The organism is Acinetobacter sp. Ag2 (genome assembly GCF_001005515.1).
Lineage (GTDB): Bacteria > Pseudomonadota > Gammaproteobacteria > Pseudomonadales > Moraxellaceae > Acinetobacter > Acinetobacter bereziniae.
Genome location: NZ_LBNA01000033.1, coordinates 41,252 through 60,687 on the forward strand (window position 1 = coordinate 41,252; position 19,436 = coordinate 60,687).

Here is a 19,436-nt window from a genome sequence, read left to right on the forward strand (position 1 = left end):
GATTTCCTTCATTGATTATATTTATGTTATATGCGTTACAATAGGATCAACTCCCTAATTTCAATTTGATTATGTCTAAAGATTTCTTGGCTGAAAGCTATATTGTTGATGAGCATCTTGCAGATACCTTATATTGGCTTTGTCAGCATCAAGATTGTTATGATGCTTTTCAATTTGATGTTGTTACTCAGGAGCTAAAAGTTCATCACGCCAATGGCACTGACATCATCCGTCAAGGGATGTACCTGACAGCAAAATACGGCATTCTCGTCACTTCACTGTAGTGGATGGATGTGATTGAGTGTTTTAGCTGGACGTGTAGTGTTTCTGTTCTTGAAGTCTAATTTATTCGCTATTTTGTGTCGATTGTTGCGACAAAAAAAACAAACATCGCTAGAATATAGCCTGTATGGAAAATATTGAATCTGTAATGAATGTGATTGTATCAGAACATCAACGTAGCATTTTGGCTACGATGGGAGTAGACCTGTGGATTAATAAGGTCGATGTACAAACACGCCATTATCAAAGTGCTTTATATCGAGATATTGAACAATCACATCCTGTAATACATCAACCGTTTGAGCCTAAAAATTTATCTACGCAAATCGATGCTGAGCGCACTCAAAAGCCATCGAATATAACAGCTGAAAAGACCCAAGTTGCCGAAGTCACATTACTTGAACGTAATCCAGAAACACAGCTGACTGAAGAAGTTTCAACATCACAACATATTCAGCAACATACCCATTTTGGGACAGAATCCGCACTAGAGTTGTCTGCATTTGAAATTCAAGCCTATGCGATTGAACATTGCCTATTATTGGTCGAAACAACTGACTTGAATGATGAACAATTGACTTTATGGAGCAATATTCAACGTGCAGTCAACGGACATACTCATGAATTGAAATGGCCGTTTCCCTTGCCACAGTATCAAGATGGTCGAGGAGCAAACCTTTATATTCAAGGTTTTATTGATGCATTGAGCGTAGAACGTAAGGTAATTAGTCTTGGGCAAATCACTCATCTTGGGCAACAGGATATTTTGGAGTTGCCGAGTTTAGATGAAATGCTGAAAGAACCACTGCTAAAGCGTAGATTGTGGCAAATGATGCAAAAATAAATATCGAAAACTTATTGAATGATCGTGTTGGAAGGGAGTTTGATCTAAATGAAACAAAAAGTTGTTGTTTTTAGCCAAATCGATTCAGAAATTCTGTCACGTTTAAATCATCAATTTAAGGTGGTGGTTTTAGATCCGAAACAAGGTGATATTAATCAACAGATTCGTACTGCGGTGGTTGATGCTGATGCAATGATTGGTGCAGGTCGTCTACTGAACGAAACAAATTTAGCAACGGCACAGCAGTTAAAAATTATATCTTCTGTCAGTGTCGGTTATGATAATTATGATCTTGCCTACTTAAATCAAAAGAAAATATGGCTGGCTAATACCCCTCATGTACTGACAGAAACAACCGCAGATTTAGCTTTCACATTATTAATGAGCGCAGCACGAAAGGTCCCAAGTTTAGACCACTGGACCAAGCAAGGTGAATGGAAACGTACCATCAGTCCAGCTCAATTTGGTCAAGACATTTTTGGTAAGACTCTAGGGATCATTGGCTTAGGTCATATTGGTGCCGCCATTGCCCGTCGAGGTTTTTACGGTTTTAATATGAATATTTTATATCATAACCGCCGTGAGAAAATAGAAGTCGCTCAGCAGTTCAATGCACAGTACAAAAGTCTTGAAGATTTACTTGAGCAATCTGATTTTGTAGTGACTGCAGTGGATTTAAATCAGCAATCTCAAGCGCTAATCGGTGCAGCTGAACTAAAACTTATGCAGAAGCATGCGATATTTATCAATATTTCTCGTGGCTCTGTGGTTGATGAACAAGCACTGATCGACGCTTTGACCAATCAACAGATTTTTGCTGCAGGATTGGATGTTTATCAAAAAGAACCTTTGGCTGAATCACCACTATTTCAGCTTGAAAATGTGGTGACATTGCCACATATTGGTTCAGCAACTGCAGAAACCCGTAAAAAAATGGCGGAATTGGCTTATCAAAATTTGATTGATGCGTTAGCAGGTCATATGCCAAGATATTTGGTGAATCAACACTTTAATTAAGATGTAAAGTAAAGTTAAAACAATATAACACTTCATTGCAAATTTGTTCTAAATTCAATGTTATATTGAAAACACAAAGATTATTGAGCCGATCTATTGAACAAGACCTTACTCAGCTTATGTTTATGTTTGAGCATTTCAATCAGCTCAGCAGCGACATTTACCCAACATCAAAATGGGGGGCAATTTGATGTTCCTGAAATTGGTGGTGGGGTAGGGTTTATTGATCAACAAAAAGAAAAAACCATTGGTGAAAAAGTCTATCGTCAAGTTCAACAGCAAATGCCTGTACTCCATGACCCATGGTTAGAAGACCAGTTTATGATGGTTTTCTCCAGAATTTTAAGCCAGACCCAACTTGGACAACCTGTCGGCTTGGTGCTCATCAAGGATTCACAAATTAATGCTTTTGCTGTTCCGGGTGGTTTATTTGCGCTCAATACAGGGATGGTCACAGCATCAAACAATATCGATGAAGTTGCCAGTGTGATGGGGCATGAAATCGCCCATGTTACCCAGCGTCATTATAGTCGCTCGCAAGAAGCATTTAAAGGGCAAGGCTTATTGGCACTCGCAGGTATTATTGTCGGTGCTGCATTGGCTTCCAAGGCAGATGGTGATGTTGGCGGTGCTGTGATGATGGGTACACAAGCTGCACTCATGGACAAACAACTGAGTTATAGCCGTAACCAAGAGCGCGAAGCTGATCGTATTGGTATGCAATTTATGTATGGTGCGGGTTATGATCCAGAAAGTATGGCTGACTTCTTTGAAATTATGCATCGAGCAACCAGTCAGCTTAGTTTTTTACCTGATTTTTGGCTTACGCACCCGCTAACAACAGAGCGGATGAGTGAGGCGAGGTTAAGAGCAAATCAATTTCCAAAAGTCACTACACATAGCTCACAGCAAGAATTTGATATCATCAAATGGTATACTTTGGTGGTTTCAGGGCAAGCCAATGATCGTCAATTAATGGCTTTTGCGCGAAAAAATAATTTTCCCGGTTTGTTGGCATTAAGTGAGTTTTATTTACTCCAAGGTGATTATGACAATGCTCAATCTCAGCTTAATTTAGCTAAACAAATCAATCCAGATCATACTTTGGTAAGCCTAATTCAAACCAATATTTATTTGGGTAGAAACAAAATCGATGATGCTTACCAAACCATTATCACAAAACAGCGCATTACGCCTGAAAATCGGGCATTAAGCTATAAATTGGCTGAAGTGTATTTAAGACAAAATAAGCCGAAAGAAGCTGAACAATTGGTTAATCGATTTGTCAGTAAAAACAATAAAGATATTATTGGTTGGCAATTGTTGCAACAGGCTGCGAATTTAGACAAACAAAATCCGATGCGTACTGTAAATGTTCTAAGAAATAGAGCAGAAGCTCAGTATTGGACAGGTGATGAAGAAAATGCCATTAAATCACTTTTACATGCCAAGCGTCTTGCTAAAGAAAATAATGCAATGAGCGCGCGAATCGAAACAAGGCTTAAAGTAATGCAAGACGAACGAAAAATGAAAATTTAATCGTATTCTTTGTTTTAAATAAACAGATTAAAGAAAATTTACTTTCTATTCTGCTATGAACAGGTTAATCTTAAAAGACTGAGAATGTATAATAAAGTATTTGATTCACATGAAGAAAATTCTAATTTTTTTAAGCGTTTTACTATTTACACATAGTTTATCTGCTGCGGTGCCAGAACAATATGTTCGTGAAGTAGAGCGTATTTCTGCTCAATATAATGCTGATATGAAGTTTTTTTTGCGTAGTTTAGACCCTAAATTGACTCAATTTAATGAACAACAAAAAGCACAATTTTGTTCAATTGTTCAGAAATATGTGAATGATATGTATAAAACAACTGATGAAAGTCGCCAGTATTTACCTTTGTCAGTTCAGTCGATGACTAAGCAAAATGTGATTGATAAAGTAATGTCTTCTCCTGAAATGCAGTTACTTCATAAATATAATATTCAATGTGATTTGAAATAGTCTTTGCCTTGATCAGAGGGTATCTAGGAAACATTGAGTTATGGATATGATACAATTTAAAATTGAAAATAATCAAACATGCTCTAAAAATTATTCAACCCTCTGATGCACATGGTTTATTTTCTACAATACAAGATACGCTAACTGTGTTGAGGAGTTTCTTGAAAACCTTGCATAGGCATTGGATGAACCAAATTTGTAGGTGTTAAAGGCTTTTTGTCAATCACGTTTGATCGTATTGTAAAACCAAGAAAACTTTGTATTTAATTATTTGTTTAAATACTTCAAATGGGTTTTCAGGTGTTATGGATAATCACAATATTGATGGGCAGCTCAATACTGTATCGATTAGTTTTTGGGGAAATGCAAAATTCAAGCAAAAAGGCGATATAACTTAAGCATCAAAGTTATTTATCCATACCTTATTTTCTAAATGGAACTTTCTTGTTTTTAAACGCTGATGTTGAAAATGTACTGGCACGAAAGTTGTCTGAAAAGGACGGTTTTTTAATGAAAATCTTGAATATCAATCTGTAAAGATTCAGTTGATGGTAGTTTGAGAGACATTTGTCATTATCAGATTAAATGTAGAATTGAAATGCTTTTTGATATGATTGTTTGGACTATTTAACGGTGTATTATTTCATTGCAAAATAAATGGATTAAATAGACCAAATCAAACAGAAATGTAGATTAATGACTGGGGCTTAGCCAAGTTTTGCTTTAATTTTGGCAGAAACTTGTGCAGGATCGGCACGTCCGGCTATGATCGGACGTAGAGAATTCATCACCTTACCCATATCTTTCATGCTAGTTGCACCTTGCGCTTCGATTGTTTGCGCAATGAGAGAATCAAGCTCGTCCTCTGACATAGCTTCAGGTAGAAATTGAGATAAAACTTCAATTTCGGCTTGTTCTTTACTAGCTAAATCTTCACGGCCTGCGCCTTCAAAGGCTTTGACCGATTCTTTACGTTGTTTGATTTGCTTTTCAATGACCGCAAGAACTTGATTATCGTCAAGCTCTATGCGCTCATCGACTTCGATTTGCTTGATTGCTGCCTGTAGACCACGTATTACCGTTAACTTATCCATTTCTTTAGCACGCATTGTTGCTTTCAAAACATCAGTTATTTGGTTTTTTAAAGTCGTCATTATGTTGTCCAGGTTGAGTCAATCAATCACAAATTAATCTTAGTAAAGGCGAGTTGTACGTACTGATTCACGCGCCAATTTCTTTTGGTAGCGTTTAACAGCAGCAGCTTTTTTACGTTTACGTTCTTGAGTTGGTTTCTCGTAGAATTCACGTTTACGAACGTCAGCTAAAACACCCGCTTTTTCGCATGAACGTTTGAAACGACGAATAGCTACGTCAACTGGTTCGCCTTCTTTCAATTTAACTTGTGGCATGAAGAATCCTCATTAAGTTATGGATAAGATCAGGGTCGAATTACCCTAGATCACAAGTGAAGGTCAGTATTTTACTCATTTACATCTCATATCACAAGTCTATAATAGCTTTGGCAATATTTTGAAATAGGTAAAAGGCAATTTAATGATCGTTCTTGGCTTAGAAACTTCGTGTGATGAAACAGGTTTGGCACTTTATGACAGTGAAGTCGGCTTAAGAGGACAAGTGCTATATAGTCAAATTAAATTGCATGCAGAGTATGGTGGTGTGGTTCCAGAGTTAGCCTCACGAGATCATGTAAGAAAGCTAATTCCTTTGATTAATCAATTGCTTGAGCAGAGTGGTGTTAACAAGTCTGAAATTGATGCAGTAGCATATACACGTGGACCAGGCTTAATGGGTGCATTGATGACAGGCGCTTTGTTTGGTCGAACTTTGGCTTTTGCTTTAAATAAACCTGCGATTGGTGTGCATCATATGGAAGGGCATATGTTGGCACCATTATTATCAGAAACTCCTCCAAAATTTCCATTTGTTGCTTTATTGGTCTCAGGTGGACATACCCAATTGATGGCTGCGCATGGAATAGGTCAGTATGAAATTCTAGGTGAGTCGATTGACGACGCTGCAGGTGAGGCATTTGATAAAGTTGCGAAAATGTTGAAATTACCTTATCCCGGCGGACCAAATATTTCAAAATTAGCTGAACAAGGCAGTAAAGAAGTATTTGAATTTCCGCGTCCTATGTTGCATCAAGGCTTGGATTTTTCATTTAGTGGTTTAAAAACTGCGGTTTCAGTACAACTGAAAAAACTTGAAACTGAACATGCCAATACTGAAAACTATCATGCTGACATTGCAGCTTCATTCCAAGAAGCTTTGGTGGATACTTTAGTAAAGAAATCAGTAAAAGCACTAAAACAAACGGGTCTAAAAAGTTTAGTGATCGCAGGTGGAGTAAGTGCAAATAAACGATTAAGAGAACGTTTAGAGTTAGACTTAGCTAAAATTAAAGCAACAGTTTATTATGCTGAACCTGCTTTATGTACCGATAATGGTGCAATGATTGCATTTGCTGGTTATCAGCGTCTAAAAGCGGGGCAGCAGGATGGATTAGCTGTGACCACAACGCCGCGGTGGCCAATGACAGAATTAACACAACCTGCTTAATTAAATTGAATGATTTGATCTAATGAAAAGAGGCAGAAGCCTCTTTTTTATGGTGACAATATTGCTGTTGTTTTGAGCATTGAGACTTAATATATAACATGAGTTCGATGCAATTAAATATTCAACTCATTGAAAAATAATAAATCTATGCAGATATTTGCTGGATTTTCATCCAATTTAAGGATGAGGAGCGGAGCTCCGTAAGCGCAACCATCAATAGCGTTTCATTTCTCTTGATCAATAAAATGAAAGCGATCAATAGATTGTTTGATGATCTAAAGCTTGCACTGCCATGCTTTAGTTCTAAAGTTTAAATTCTTTTGCGTAGGCGATGCCTCACTTTTCAGAGATGAAAAGTGACAAAAATCTTTCGGTGAGCGAGGGGTACATCCTTTACCCCCGCTCAACATGGCGACATCCATGTCGCCTCACGATAGCAACAACATCAATGATTCAAAAAGTACAAAATAAATGAATCATCTAAATCACTTATATGAATAATCAGGCAGTTTGACTGTATCATCTTTCATCAAGGATTTTTATCGAACTCAGGTTATATAAAGTTAATAGATCAATCATTAAAACTATTCTGGTCGACCATATCAATATATTCAATATAGCCACGTCCTTCAACCGCAGTTTCTAAATATTGCCCTGCAAAATTATAGGCACTGGCATAACCACGACCATGCCCATAGCGATAAGGGCTATCAATTTCAGCGGTAATATCTAATATAAGTTCATGGGTATCATTATGAACTGTCCAACTAAATAAACGTGGTAAACGCATCTTATGTCCGTCTGGTGCAACATAATCATCAATGTCGTGTGCGATTACTTTAAATTCTACTTGTGTATAGACTTCCGCAGGACGATCAGTATGTCGTATATGTAAGGTGTACGCAGCAGGTTTTCCAAGCACATCAACTTTGGTCAACAATAATTGCGTTGCACTATCCAAATTAATGATTTGGTAGGTAAAGAATGTTAAAGGAATTTTATTGTGCTCCTCAAGTAATGTCTTTGAAAAGTTATAAGGACCAACTGCACGTGCATATTCATACGTACATAAGCCTTCAGTAAGCGTATATTCACCTTGATATTCTAATTTTCCTTTAAAGCGACTTAACAGACTAAAATGATCATAAATTGGTGATTTTACAAACCATGACGCATGATCGGAAACATTTAAATCAAATTCAAAATCTAATCCACAATAATGTCCTTTCAAATGAATGTAAGGCAATTGACCAGAAATTGAGACTTCTTCACCTAACGTTATCAGATGATCTGAATCCGAAATATGTGTTTCTTGTGGAATCATATAGGCTTTGAGTAAATGATCTTCTACGGCTGCAGTACTGGAAAAGAATGTAGCAGATTGTCGAGGATCTCCGTGGGTAATTGCGTCATGATCAAAAGCCAAGACACCTGGAGTACCAATAAAAATCATAATATTTAAGTAGCGATGTGGTTCAGGCAATAGCGGAAAGAAAATTCCATAATGCGTCCACGAATAAAATTTATCATCCACTCGTGGGTGAATGATGTCGGCAGCTGAAAATGGCAAAGTTGAATATTTAACAGCTTGATCAAGCAAAGCTTGTCCTAAAAGTAAACTCCTTCCAGAAAACTTGCTCAAAAATGAAAATTTAGGGAGTATTTTGTTCATTGTATTTCACTAAAATTCTGTCATTTTTTATCCTAGGAGGAATAACATAGGCTCAGAATTGGAGTTTAGGACAAGTTCTATGCTTTACAGGACATCACCGATTTATTTTGTCTGACAATTTAAAAAGACAACAAAATCAAAAAAGAACAAAGACAATATAAAAAGATGATAAAAACCAAACTAATCAAAACTAACGCTTAATTAGGAACATATAATGTGGAGCTATTGAGTCAAAAAAGCCAAGAACTTGTAATAAAAATACTTGATCTTGGCGAATTGTATGAATTGGACAAAGCAACGTATAGCGCGTGTTAAATTACTCAGCAGAGCGGATTAATCTGGATAAGGAATCCATGTCTTTTTTTTATCATCATATTGATATTGAACTTTGTCGGTATAGGTTGAATCAAAAGATGTAAATGAGCGTTCTTTTTTGATGCTAAAACAGTTTCGAATATTGCTATAGGTTTCATGCGTACCAGGATGGTCACCATCAAACTGCGAGCCCATCAAACATAATTTTGGATCATTCAAGGAAAATGTATAGGATGGTTTCTTTTTAACATTGCCTTGGTTATCTTCCCAACCCGTAAATTGATAATTGAGTGGGTAGGCAATACCAGTTTGGGTATCTAATGCAATCATTTCTAATGAGTCAGAAGTTCCAGTATTTAATAGGATATATTTTTTATCAAAATTAGCCTTCATGTTTTTAAGTGCTGTTTTATATTTTGCGATATTGGCTTTAGCGCAATAATCGCCATTAAAATAATCACTATCACACTCAGATACTTTTTTAAAAGGGACATTGGCAGAAGCGCTAGAAAGGCAACAACCTGAAAGTATGAGGAGTGTTATCAGCTGTATTTTCATTATTTGCACCAAAATGATGTTGTGGTTTTTGCTCAATATTTATTTTTAACGACCATCATAAAAAATGCCACATATTATCGATACAGTTCAATATGTGGCAAGTATTTACCCTAAAGCATTAATATTCCCAGAACATACGCTGGATTTCTTTAGGATCTTTGGTTTTTGTGAGCGCTAATGCTGCTAGAAGTTTGGCTTTTTGTGGGTTTAAATCATGTGCTACAACCCAACCGTATTTATCATCAGGTTGCTCAGCATTACGCAAGATAAAGCCTTGTGGAACACGTGACGAACGAATGATTTGTACGCCTTGTTGTTGAAGTTGATTCAATGTCGGCACAATATAATTCGCAACAGAACCATTTCCTGTTCCCGCATGAATAATTGCTTTAGCGCCAGCTTTTGCATAAGCCAAATATGCATCTGGAAGCATATTGCCAGAACCATAAACGATCTGTACAAGTGGGAGTGTATCACCTTGAATATTTTCAATATTAAATTCAGAACTATTGTTAAAACGCTTAGCAACATTTCTGAACCAATATGGCTTTCCTTCAACCAGTGTGCCTAAAGCACCCCATTGGCTTGCAAATGCATCAGTATGGATATTGATGGCTTTAGTGACATCGCGTGCTGCAAAAATATCATCATTCATCAGCACAAAGACGCCTTTTCCTTTGGCAGTGTCTGAAGCAGCCAATGCGACAGCACTATAAAGGTTCAAAGGTCCATCAGCAGAAAGTGCTGAAGGTGGACGCATAGAACCAACCACGACAATCGGCTTATCTGTATGAACTGTGAGACTAAGAAAATAAGCTGTTTCTTCTAATGTATCTGTACCATGTGTAATGACCACACCATTCACATCAGGTTTTTTAACCAATTCATTGACTTTACGCGCAATAGTTAACAGCTCTTTGTCGGTTATACTTTCAGAAGCGACCTGCAAAGCTTGTACACCAGTCACATTGGCAAGGTTTTGGATCTGTGGAACAGCATTGAGTAAATCATCCACAGGAACCTTTGCCGCAGTATAGGTTGCACTGTTGGTCGAGCTTGCACCTGCTCCAGCGATTGTTCCACCTGTTGCAACAACAACGACATTGTTTTTTGCATAGCTACTAAAGGGCAAAATCATGCCAATTGCAAGCGCAATAACCGTCTTTTTCATAAGTCTTCCTTTTCAGTCTTTGTTCTGGTCTTAAGCATTTTTTATGCCAGTTTTAAATCTATATAAATACTGGAGTGTTGCCCATACTTATTTAAAAATGCAAGTTTCTAAATAATCATTCAAATTTATAGTTACATACTCTTAAAATGAGATAAAGTCACGATCAGGATGATTTTTCAGCATTCGATGAATATATTGTGCAATATACCGTCAATAGTGTTGTTTGAGGGCATACTGAAGGTTGAGAAGTAAAAAAGGCATTCAAAAATGAATGCCTTTCGGTATGCTTGGGATCGGTGAAAATTAACGCATTTTTGCCAAGAAACGGCTTAAACGGTTCATTGCTTCACGAAGCTCATTTTCAGCTGGCAGGAAAACTACGCGGAAATGATCAGGCGTAGGCCAGTTAAAACCTGTGCCTTGTACCAATAAAACTTTTTCAGCTTTTAAGAAATCTAACATGAATTTTTCATCATCTTCGATAGGATAAATTTCTGGATCAAGTTTAGGGAAGCAGTACATTGCGCCTTCAGGTTTAACACAAGATACCCCTGGAATGTCGTTCAACATTTCCCATGCGATATTACGTTGTTCGTACAAACGACCACCAGGACGAATCAAGTCATTAATCGACTGATAACCTCCTAACGCTGTTTGAATCGCATATTGTGCTTGATGGTTGGCACACAAACGCATTGACGCAAGCATGTCTAAACCTTCAATATAATCTGCAGCACGTGATTTATCACCGGTAATCGCCATCCAACCTGAACGGTAACCTGCGATACGGTATGCTTTAGACAGACCATTGAAAGAAATACATAACTGATTACCTGCAAGTGCAGCTACAGAAACGTGTTCGATACCGTCATAGACGATTTTGTCGTAAATCTCGTCTGCAAATAAAATCAGATCATATTTTTTAGCCAGTGCAACAATCTGTTCTAAAACATGACGTGGATACACCGAGCCTGTTGGATTATTAGGGTTAATGACCACAATACCACGAGTATTTGGTGTGATTTTACTTTCCATGTCGGCAATGTCTGGGTACCAATAGTTTTGATCATCACACTTATAATGAATCGCAGTACCGCCCGAAAGATTTACCGCAGCAGTCCATAATGGATAATCAGGCATAGGAACCAGCATTTCGTCGCCATCATCCAATAAGCCTTGCATTGCCATAACAATCAGTTCAGATACGCCATTTCCGATATACACATCTTTAACATGTAAATCCAAAATTCCTTTTTGCTGGTAATACTGACAAATTGCCTTACGTGCCGGGAAAATACCTTTGGAATCTGTATAGCCGACTGCATTCGGTAAATTCAAAGCCACATCATTGATAATTTCTTGAGGGGCTTCAAAGCCAAACGGGGCGGGATTCCCAATATTGAGCTTAATAATTTTATGACCAGCTTCTTCCATCTCATTGGCCGCTCGTAACACTGGTCCACGAATGTCGTAGCAAACATGCTCTAACTTTGACGATTTTTTGATTTCGCGTGGGGTTGTGTTACCTAAAACGGACATAATCTTATCCAATTATTTTGAGTTAAAAATATAGATTACTGAAATATCACAATCTATGTTGAAATTTAGCTAGAAATTTTCCAAGCTCTAGCGTAAATATGGAAGTACTGAAGCATGACATTGAATGTCAAAGATTTAAAGGAGTTTAATGATGGGAAAACTCAATAAAACAGACCGAGAATGGCAAAGAGAGTTATCACCAGAGGAATTTAAAATTACCCGACAAAAGGGCACAGAGGCTCCTTTTACAGGTAAATATTGGAATACTAAACAGCATGGAACCTATGTTTGTCGATGCTGTGGTACAGAATTATTCACCTCTGACACCAAATATGACAGTGGTTGCGGATGGCCGAGTTTTTTTAAACCGATTAATAATAGTGTTATAGAAGAACAAGATGATCACTCTCATGGGATGGATCGTGTCGAAATTATATGCCATCATTGCGACGCACATTTGGGACATGTGTTTGAAGATGGACCACAACCGACGGGCTTACGCTATTGCGTGAATTCCGCTTCTTTAGAACTAAAATCACAAGAAAAAGGCGACGAGGAAACGTATCCATGACCAACATTTATCAGTTCGAGGCTGAGTTGTTAGAGGGTGAAAATAAATCTTTTTCAGATTACCAAGGAAAAGTTTTATTGATTGTCAATACTGCGAGTAAATGTGGTTTCACTCCACAGTTTGCAGGATTAGAAAAACTTTATGAAAAATATAAAGATCAAGGACTTGAGGTTCTAGGGTTTCCTTGCAACCAATTTGGTGGACAAGATCCGGGTACCAATGAACAAATTGGCAGCTACTGCCAGCGTAACTACGGTGTTTCATTTCCTATGTTTGCCAAAGTCAATGTCAAAGGACCAGAAGCACATGTGATTTTCCGTTATTTAACCAATAACAGTAAAGGTATTTTGGGGAATGGCATTAAATGGAATTTTACGAAATTCTTGATCAACAAAAAAGGAGAAGTGATCAACCGTTACGCGCCTACAACCAAACCTGAAGATATTGAGCAAGACATTGAAAAAGCCTTGGCTGAATAATCATACATGTGTATCTCAGTCAAATTGCTAAGATGATGTACTCAGATACAACTGTTGAATTTTGGAGTGATCCACAAATGCCCTATGTTGAAACACGTAGGGCATGTCAGAGTCGAATTTGTTATAAATCCCATAGTCATCCGACATTTTCAATTGGTGCTGTAGATTGTGGTATCAGTCGATTTAGCAGTTACTTTGCTCAGGATCAACAAATACAAGCAGGTAGCTTGGTCATTATTCCTGCAGAAATTGAGCACTCCTGTAACCCACTGGAAAATGAGGTTTGGAGTTATCAAATGATGCATTTGGATGCACATTGGGTTGTTCAACTCTTTTCAGAATTGGTTGAGGATATTGAGCAACTTTATCCTCAGCATGTTCCGGTATTAAGACCTCAGATTATCCATCATTCAGATGCCTATCAGTCGTTCACTCAACTCAATGAGGTATTGTTTGATTTATCTTCATCCATTTCATTCAAGCAACAAAAGTTAGTTGAAGTCTTGTCTGAAATTTTACTGTCACATTTTGAGTTGGATCTTTTAAAGCAATCCGATTATTTTCAAAAGTATTTGAGTAGAATGATTGCTTTAATTGAACGAAGTCAGCACATTCTTTCTTTGGATGAATTAAGTCAAGCGGTGGGAATCAGCCGTTATGCGATTATTCGCTTATTTAAAAATAATTTTGGTCTTACACCACATGCTTACCAACTTAATCAGAAAATAAATACTGCCAGACATCTTTTAAAGTCGGGTCAAACAATCGTTCAGACTGCGCATGCCTTGGGCTTTAACGATCAAAGCCATTTTCACCATGTTTTTAAATCCCATACAGGTATAACACCTAAACAGTTTCAGACCCAATTTTTGAGTGCATAATTGCGCAATTTTTTACAAGATTAGCGGGTCCAAAAATATCTAAGCTGATTTAAATATTTTTTGGAATCGGCTAATGGACCTGTTTTTAATTGTTGCAGTCACACATTTTATTGCTTTACTTTCTCCCGGACCTGATTTTTTTCTGATTTTAACCACATTATTTAGAGAAGGGCGACACGCGGCAAAATGTGTATGTCTTGGTATTGTCGTTGGTAATATCATGGTGATCGGCTTTGTGTTTATTTCACTGTTTATACTGGGACAACTTCATCATGCTATTTTAGATGTGGTGAAATGGGGTGGGATAATTTATTTAAGCTATTTATCCTATCGCTGCTTTACATATGCATGGCATGCTGATTTTACTCATGATACTCAAGTAAGTAGTAGTGTGCAGAAAGTCCCTAAAAAACTAAAATCATTGTTTTATGGCATTCACTCCAGTGTTTTAAATCCTAAAAATATTCTATTTTACGGCACAATCATTTTAGTGATCTATCGACCCTATACAACATGGCAATTATGCTTGGTGAGTTTATGGATGGTCTGTGTCGTATTATTTTGGAATTTATGGTTGATTCATCTGATGAGCCAAAAAAAGGCGTTGCATTGGTTTCAATCGAAAATAAAAGCGATATATTATTTGTCGGGGTTAAGTTTTGCCGTATTTGCTGGGATGTTGTTGTTTAGCTGATTGAAATGCCGATCTAAATTTTGCTTTAGATCGGCATTATTTTTTGATTTACCCGTTTTTCCTAATATTTAGCCTTCACTGTGAAATTGGAGCTTCTGATGGTTTAGTGGTTTTATTGCGTCTAAACAATATATTGTGAATGTCATCAATAAAGGTATATACCACAGGAATAACCAGTAAGGAGAGGAAAGTACTGGTGATCAGCCCCCCAATCACAGAAATTGCCATTGGCGCTCTAAAGCTTGGATCAGTACCAATACCCAATGCAATTGGCAACATTCCTGCACCCATTGCTAAAGTCGTCATAATAATAGGTCGCGCACGTTTATGACAGGCATCGAGCAGTGCATTGATACGGGAATATTGTCGTTCACTCCGTGCGATAATGGCATAATCCACCAACAAGATTGAGTTCTTACTGGCAATACCCATCAACATAATCAAGCCGATCAGACTTGGCATGGAAAAACTGCTCTTTGCCAAAAGCAGCAATACAAATGCACCCCCCAGAGATAAAGGTAAAGCAACCAAAATGGTGATGGGTTGTAAGAAGTCTTTAAACAATAATACCAACACCACGTAGATACAGAGTACACCCGTCAACATGGCGAGACCAAAGCTCTCAAATAGCTGTTGCATCACATCCGCATCACCAAGGTTGGTACGCTTTACTGACGGTGGCAAGTTTTTAATGGTTGGAAGTTGATCTACTGCATTGGCAACATCACCTAAAGGTTGATCATTGAGTTCGATATTAAAATTGATATTGCGCAATCGATTAAAGCGGTCGATTTGTGAAGGTCCACTTTCAATATTAACCTGAGCAATCGTCCCTAACATCACAGGACCTTTACTGCCTGTAATCATCAAGCGCTTAATCAAGTCTTGATCTTGGCGTGCAGATAAAGGCAGTTTGATCACAATGGGAATTTGCCGTTGTGACAGATTTAATTTTGCCAAGTTCTGATCAAAATCACCCGCAGTGGCAATACGAACAGTTTCAGCAATATTTTGAGTGGTGACGCCTAAATCCGCTGCTTTTGCAAAATCAGGACGAATCACTAATTCTGGACGAATTAATGCAGCACTTGATGTAATACTGCCAATATTAGGTATGGTGCGAATCTCACGTTCGACTTGACGTGCTGTGCTGATGAGAACATCAGGATCATCCCCTGAAAGTGCAATTTGATATTGACTGTTATTACCTGCAATACCGACTTGAATACGTGCGCCTGGAAGTGGTGCCAAGCGTTGGCGTATATCATTTTCAATTTTTTGTAAGCTGACAGAGCGGTCTGAGCGGTCGGTGACTTGAATGGTTAAGGTAGCTTTTCTCGGTTCACTGGAAGCGCCACCAGCAAATGGATCGGTTCCTGAAGATCCACCACCAATTGTGGTGTATACACTTTTAATTTCAGGATGATCTTTGATTAAATTGCGTGCATATTCAGCTGCTTTCAAACTATCAGGAAACTGAGAGCCAGGTGGTAACTCTACTCGTACTTGGGTTTGTCCAGTATCTGGCGGTGGCACAAAACCCGTTGGTAAGAGTGGAATCAGCATAATTGAGCCGACAAAAAATAAAATAGCGCTGCCCAATGTGATCCAACGGTGGTTTAAACACCATGTGACCATTCGCATATACGCTCGCATGACACGACCATCTTTTGCACGATCATGTGCTAACTCAAGATCCCCATGATCATTGGGATGTTGTATTTGATTTTCTTGTACCTGTGGCGTTTCTATTTTACCGATCCACGGTTTGAGAATATACGCTGACATCATCGGCGTGAGCAAACGCGCCACTAAAAGTGAGGCAAAAATTGCCAATGAAGCAGTCCAACCAAATTGAACAAAGAATTTACCTGCAATACCACTCATAAATGCTGTCGGTAAAAATACTGCAATCAGGGTAAATGTTGTGGCAATGACGGCTAAACCAATTTCATCTGCTGCCTCCATTGCAGCTTCATAGGGTGTTTTACCCATCCTGAGATGCCGGATGATATTTTCAATTTCGACAATAGCATCATCGACCAAAATCCCAACCACCAAGGACATCGCTAAAAGCGTGACAGTATTTAAGGTGAAACCGAGATAGTACATCCCGATCAAAGCAGGTAAGATCGACAAGGGCAGTGCTGTTGCGGCAATGATGGTTGCTCGCCAATCCCGTAAAAACAGCCAGACCACTAAAATGGCGAGAATTGCACCCTCATACAAGAGCGACATCGAGCCTTTATAGTTATCGACCACAGGATTTACAAAGTTAAATGCTTCGGTGATTTTGATATCTGGATGAGCTTTTTTTAATTGATCCAATGCTACTTTGACGCCTGTTTCAACCTCAACCTCACTTGCACCTTTACTCCGTGTAATTTCGAATCCAATAACAGGGTGACCATTTAATAAAGCTGCAGAACGTCGTTCAGCAATGCCATCACGTACAGTAGCAACCTGATCAAGACGGATATGTCTGCCATCGCTCAGTGCGATATCCATAGTACCTATTTCAGCAGCTGTTTTAACGGTTGCAATGGTACGGATGGACTGTTCACTGCCTCCGATTTTGGTTTGACCACCTGAAGCTTCTTGCTGAATCAGTCTTAATTGACGGGTAATGTCTGTTGCTGTCGCGTTAAGTGCTAAAAGTTTTTCAGGGTCGAGTTCAACTTCGACTTGACGAGTAACCCCTCCAACCCGAGAAACAGCACCAACCCCTTTGACTTTTAACATGGCACGGGCAATATCGTAATCGACAAACCAAGATAGTGTTTCTTCATCCATTCGAGGAGATTGAATGGTATAGGTCAGGATCGGTGAGCCAGATAAATTGATTTTGCTGACAATGGGGTCACGTAAATCCGCTGGTAAGTCTGAACGCACTTGCGAAACGGCATTGCGGACATCATCGACAGCTTCTTGCAACGGTTTTTCTAGTTGAAACTCGGCTGTAATGACAACCACACCATCTTGAATATTGGTATATTGATTTTTAAGCCCTTGTAGAGTAGCAATTGAATTTTCAATTTTACGTGCCACTTCTGTTTCAAGTTGAGGTGGAGCAGCACCGGGTAAAGCCGCCGTAACAGTGACCATCGGCAACTCAATATCAGGGAATTGTTGTATTTTCATCCAATGAAAACACATTAAACCCGCCAATCCGAGCATAATGAAAAGTAAAATGCCAGGAATTGGATTTTTAATTGACCAAGCGGAGAAATTCATATTATTTCTCCTGTGGAGTCACAAGTTGTTTTGTTAACGGGGTATCTGGAATGGTTTGACCCAGTTTGACCAAATCCCCATCTGCCAAGAAACCTGTTCCTGAGGCTACAATTCGAGTATTGGCAGGTAAATCAAGAATTTCTACTCGATCATTCAAACGTCTACCAATGCTGACTTTTTGTTGAGAGACACGATTATCTTTATTCACTATGAATACATAAGAGAAACCATCACGTAACAAAACAGCGGTTTGCGGTACAGTTAAAGCGGGTTTTTGACCTAAATCAAATTCGCCCTTAACAAACATGCCCATACGAACTGCGTCAGTGGTTGGTATATCGACATAGACCAAACCATAGCGTGTTTGTGGGTCGATCACAGGTGCAATCATTCTTACTGTCCCTTGAACAGCAGATCGAGAAGGATCAGGCGAGGTAATTTGGGCTGTCATACCTTTCGCTAGTTTATATAAATCAGTGGAGGTAACTTCAGCACGCCATTCCAAACGATTATCACGAATTAAGCGAAACAACTCTTGACCAGTTTGTGCTAAAGAACCCACAGTCGCAGTACGTGCAGAGATTACGCCGTGATCAGGAGCAATGACTTGGGTTTGTGTTAAGCGGAGTTGATTGCTATCAATTTGTGCCTTCGCAGCATCTAGACGAGCTTGAGCTGTATTCCGTGAAGTCAGATATTGAGTAGCTTCCTGTTGAGAAATTGCGCCAGTATTTTTAAGTTGTTGGATACGTTGATTATTGAGAATTGCATCTGCAAGTACGGCTTTTGCTTCAGCATAATTGGCTTTTGCTGTAGCTAGTTCAGCACGAATACTTTCGCTATTGATTTCAGCAAGTACTTGCCCACGTTGAACTGAATCACCAACATTGACATTGACTTTGGTTATGCGCTGTCCAGACAGTTCACTACCGATGACGACTTCTTGCCAAGCAGCAATATTTCCATTGGCGGTAAAGTTTTGTTTCCAATTTTGAAGCTCAGGCTGTACCACTGTAACGGTGAGAGAGGGTTTGGTATTCGACGAGGGTGTATCTACATTTTGTGAAGAAACTTGTTTTTTATTTGAAGATTTCCATGCAAAGAAAATCACCACTAAAACAATAACACTCACTGCAACAATGATCCAGATTTTTGAATTTATGCGTTTTTTTTGCATTGGGTCATGCGATTTCATTTTAGTTTTTTAAATAGGTAAAGATAGTGCAGTATCTCTAAACGATCTAGGTTTGGTCAAGCTGTGAGTGGGTTGTATCTGTGATATTTTTCAAATTTAAATGTGTATTTTTTTATCTTGAACATACTCGGGATTGGAATATTTAAAGTTTGATAAAAGAACGTGAAGCTGGATTTTGCTATGTTGAAATTATTTCTATGTTTTTAATATGAAAATAGTTGGCCAAAACAGGAACCAATTTTGAAATTTGGTCATCTTGTGGTGCTTGAGTAGTGATAAACATTGATCTGACCTGTAGGATGTCTGATTTTTGTGCTTAAGCCTATCATTTTTTTATGTTGAGTGCATGAAAACAATAGCTTTTAAACAATTAATTGTACTTTAAATAGATGATAT

General features: G+C 38.4%; 18 protein-coding genes. 10 read left to right on the forward strand and 8 right to left on the reverse strand.

Going from position 1 to position 19,436, the window contains the following annotated elements; genetic code table 11:
- The first annotated feature begins 71 nt into the window (after positions 1 to 71).
- From AAV97_RS04040 to AAV97_RS04060, 5 genes are all read left to right on the forward strand, one after another.
- Entirely contained in the window at positions 72 to 284 is a 213-nt protein-coding gene (locus AAV97_RS04040) for a hypothetical protein (RefSeq protein WP_004831094.1), read from the forward strand.
- Between the two features lie 125 nt (positions 285 to 409).
- Positions 410 to 1,126: a hypothetical protein gene (locus AAV97_RS04045; RefSeq protein ID WP_046759888.1), complete on the forward strand. Its 717-nt coding sequence runs from the start codon at positions 410 to 412 to the stop codon at positions 1,124 to 1,126.
- Between the two features lie 48 nt (positions 1,127 to 1,174).
- On the forward strand, positions 1,175 to 2,143 hold the full coding sequence (locus AAV97_RS04050; RefSeq protein ID WP_009586587.1) for a 2-hydroxyacid dehydrogenase: 969 nt from the start codon (positions 1,175 to 1,177) through the stop codon (positions 2,141 to 2,143).
- A 96-nt stretch (positions 2,144 to 2,239) separates the two neighbouring features.
- Positions 2,240 to 3,682: a M48 family metalloprotease gene (locus AAV97_RS04055; RefSeq protein ID WP_004831090.1), complete on the forward strand. Its 1,443-nt coding sequence runs from the start codon at positions 2,240 to 2,242 to the stop codon at positions 3,680 to 3,682.
- Positions 3,683 to 3,791: 109 nt separating this feature from the next.
- Positions 3,792 to 4,151 (forward strand): hypothetical protein, encoded by a 360-nt coding sequence (locus tag AAV97_RS04060; RefSeq protein WP_046759889.1) that lies wholly within the window; start codon positions 3,792 to 3,794, stop codon positions 4,149 to 4,151.
- A 707-nt stretch (positions 4,152 to 4,858) separates the two neighbouring features.
- Here the strand turns inward: AAV97_RS04060 and AAV97_RS04065 are convergent.
- Entirely contained in the window at positions 4,859 to 5,305 is a 447-nt protein-coding gene (locus AAV97_RS04065; RefSeq protein ID WP_004831087.1) for a GatB/YqeY domain-containing protein, read from the reverse strand.
- Positions 5,306 to 5,344: 39 nt separating this feature from the next.
- Complete coding sequence (rpsU, locus tag AAV97_RS04070) at positions 5,345 to 5,560, reverse strand: 30S ribosomal protein S21 (RefSeq protein WP_001136722.1); 216 nt, start codon at positions 5,558 to 5,560, stop codon at positions 5,345 to 5,347.
- A 145-nt stretch (positions 5,561 to 5,705) separates the two neighbouring features.
- On the opposite strand from rpsU, the gene tsaD reads away from it, so the two are divergent.
- Positions 5,706 to 6,731, forward strand: coding sequence for a tRNA (adenosine(37)-N6)-threonylcarbamoyltransferase complex transferase subunit TsaD (gene tsaD / locus AAV97_RS04075; protein ID WP_009586551.1), 1,026 nt, complete (start codon positions 5,706 to 5,708; stop codon positions 6,729 to 6,731).
- 571 nt (positions 6,732 to 7,302) lie between these two features.
- Here the strand turns inward: tsaD and AAV97_RS04080 are convergent.
- From AAV97_RS04080 to AAV97_RS04095, 4 genes are all read right to left on the reverse strand, one after another.
- On the reverse strand, positions 7,303 to 8,403 hold the full coding sequence (locus tag AAV97_RS04080; protein WP_046759890.1) for a DUF6670 family protein: 1,101 nt from the start codon (positions 8,401 to 8,403) through the stop codon (positions 7,303 to 7,305).
- Between the two features lie 333 nt (positions 8,404 to 8,736).
- Entirely contained in the window at positions 8,737 to 9,276 is a 540-nt protein-coding gene (locus tag AAV97_RS04085; RefSeq protein WP_005029394.1) for a hypothetical protein, read from the reverse strand.
- Positions 9,277 to 9,394: 118 nt separating this feature from the next.
- Positions 9,395 to 10,447 (reverse strand): asparaginase, encoded by a 1,053-nt coding sequence (locus AAV97_RS04090; protein WP_046759891.1) that lies wholly within the window; start codon positions 10,445 to 10,447, stop codon positions 9,395 to 9,397.
- A 303-nt stretch (positions 10,448 to 10,750) separates the two neighbouring features.
- Positions 10,751 to 11,986 carry a pyridoxal phosphate-dependent aminotransferase gene (locus AAV97_RS04095; protein WP_004831081.1) on the reverse strand — a complete coding sequence of 412 codons (1,236 nt, stop codon included), beginning with the start codon at positions 11,984 to 11,986 and terminating at the stop codon, positions 10,751 to 10,753.
- A 151-nt stretch (positions 11,987 to 12,137) separates the two neighbouring features.
- Between AAV97_RS04095 and msrB the strand changes: the two genes are divergently transcribed.
- From msrB to AAV97_RS04115, 4 genes are all read left to right on the forward strand, one after another.
- Positions 12,138 to 12,557: a peptide-methionine (R)-S-oxide reductase MsrB gene (gene msrB, locus AAV97_RS04100; RefSeq protein ID WP_004831080.1), complete on the forward strand. Its 420-nt coding sequence runs from the start codon at positions 12,138 to 12,140 to the stop codon at positions 12,555 to 12,557.
- A complete protein-coding gene (locus AAV97_RS04105) occupies positions 12,554 to 13,036 on the forward strand; it encodes a glutathione peroxidase (RefSeq protein ID WP_004831079.1) in 483 nt (160 codons plus the stop codon). Before msrB ends, AAV97_RS04105 begins: the two co-directional genes overlap by 4 nt.
- A 35-nt stretch (positions 13,037 to 13,071) precedes the next feature.
- On the forward strand, positions 13,072 to 13,917 hold the full coding sequence (locus AAV97_RS04110; protein WP_198261241.1) for an AraC family transcriptional regulator: 846 nt from the start codon (positions 13,072 to 13,074) through the stop codon (positions 13,915 to 13,917).
- A 73-nt stretch (positions 13,918 to 13,990) separates the two neighbouring features.
- Positions 13,991 to 14,611 (forward strand): LysE family translocator, encoded by a 621-nt coding sequence (locus tag AAV97_RS04115; RefSeq protein WP_009586585.1) that lies wholly within the window; start codon positions 13,991 to 13,993, stop codon positions 14,609 to 14,611.
- Between the two features lie 75 nt (positions 14,612 to 14,686).
- Here the strand turns inward: AAV97_RS04115 and AAV97_RS04120 are convergent, their stop codons facing one another.
- Complete coding sequence (locus tag AAV97_RS04120; RefSeq protein WP_046759892.1) at positions 14,687 to 17,845, reverse strand: efflux RND transporter permease subunit; 3,159 nt, start codon at positions 17,843 to 17,845, stop codon at positions 14,687 to 14,689.
- Between the two features lies 1 nt (position 17,846).
- Positions 17,847 to 19,022, reverse strand: a complete 1,176-nt coding sequence (locus AAV97_RS04125) for an efflux RND transporter periplasmic adaptor subunit (protein WP_081409719.1) — start codon at positions 19,020 to 19,022, stop codon at positions 17,847 to 17,849.
- Positions 19,023 to 19,436 lie beyond the last annotated feature (414 nt).

Excerpts from the sequence above, each read along its gene's own strand:
- AAV97_RS04060 (WP_046759889.1), top strand. The coding sequence starts at position 3,792 with ATGAAGAAAATTCTAATTTTTTTAAGCGTTTTACTATTTACACATAGT.
- AAV97_RS04120 (WP_046759892.1), bottom strand. The coding sequence starts at position 17,845 with ATGAATTTCTCCGCTTGGTCAATTAAAAATCCAATTCCTGGCATTTTA.
- AAV97_RS04065 (WP_004831087.1), bottom strand. The coding sequence starts at position 5,305 with ATGACGACTTTAAAAAACCAAATAACTGATGTTTTGAAAGCAACAATG.
- AAV97_RS04080 (WP_046759890.1), bottom strand. The coding sequence starts at position 8,403 with ATGAACAAAATACTCCCTAAATTTTCATTTTTGAGCAAGTTTTCTGGA.
- AAV97_RS04110 (WP_198261241.1), top strand. The coding sequence starts at position 13,072 with ATGTACTCAGATACAACTGTTGAATTTTGGAGTGATCCACAAATGCCC.
- AAV97_RS04085 (WP_005029394.1), bottom strand. The coding sequence starts at position 9,276 with ATGAAAATACAGCTGATAACACTCCTCATACTTTCAGGTTGTTGCCTT.
- AAV97_RS04040 (WP_004831094.1), top strand. The coding sequence starts at position 72 with ATGTCTAAAGATTTCTTGGCTGAAAGCTATATTGTTGATGAGCATCTT.
- AAV97_RS04115 (WP_009586585.1), top strand. The coding sequence starts at position 13,991 with ATGGACCTGTTTTTAATTGTTGCAGTCACACATTTTATTGCTTTACTT.
- AAV97_RS04125 (WP_081409719.1), bottom strand. The coding sequence starts at position 19,022 with ATGCAAAAAAAACGCATAAATTCAAAAATCTGGATCATTGTTGCAGTG.
- AAV97_RS04095 (WP_004831081.1), bottom strand. The coding sequence starts at position 11,986 with ATGTCCGTTTTAGGTAACACAACCCCACGCGAAATCAAAAAATCGTCA.
- AAV97_RS04090 (WP_046759891.1), bottom strand. The coding sequence starts at position 10,447 with ATGAAAAAGACGGTTATTGCGCTTGCAATTGGCATGATTTTGCCCTTT.
- AAV97_RS04045 (WP_046759888.1), top strand. The coding sequence starts at position 410 with ATGGAAAATATTGAATCTGTAATGAATGTGATTGTATCAGAACATCAA.
- msrB (WP_004831080.1), top strand. The coding sequence starts at position 12,138 with ATGGGAAAACTCAATAAAACAGACCGAGAATGGCAAAGAGAGTTATCA.
- AAV97_RS04105 (WP_004831079.1), top strand. The coding sequence starts at position 12,554 with ATGACCAACATTTATCAGTTCGAGGCTGAGTTGTTAGAGGGTGAAAAT.
- AAV97_RS04050 (WP_009586587.1), top strand. The coding sequence starts at position 1,175 with ATGAAACAAAAAGTTGTTGTTTTTAGCCAAATCGATTCAGAAATTCTG.
- rpsU (WP_001136722.1), bottom strand. The coding sequence starts at position 5,560 with ATGCCACAAGTTAAATTGAAAGAAGGCGAACCAGTTGACGTAGCTATT.
- tsaD (WP_009586551.1), top strand. The coding sequence starts at position 5,706 with ATGATCGTTCTTGGCTTAGAAACTTCGTGTGATGAAACAGGTTTGGCA.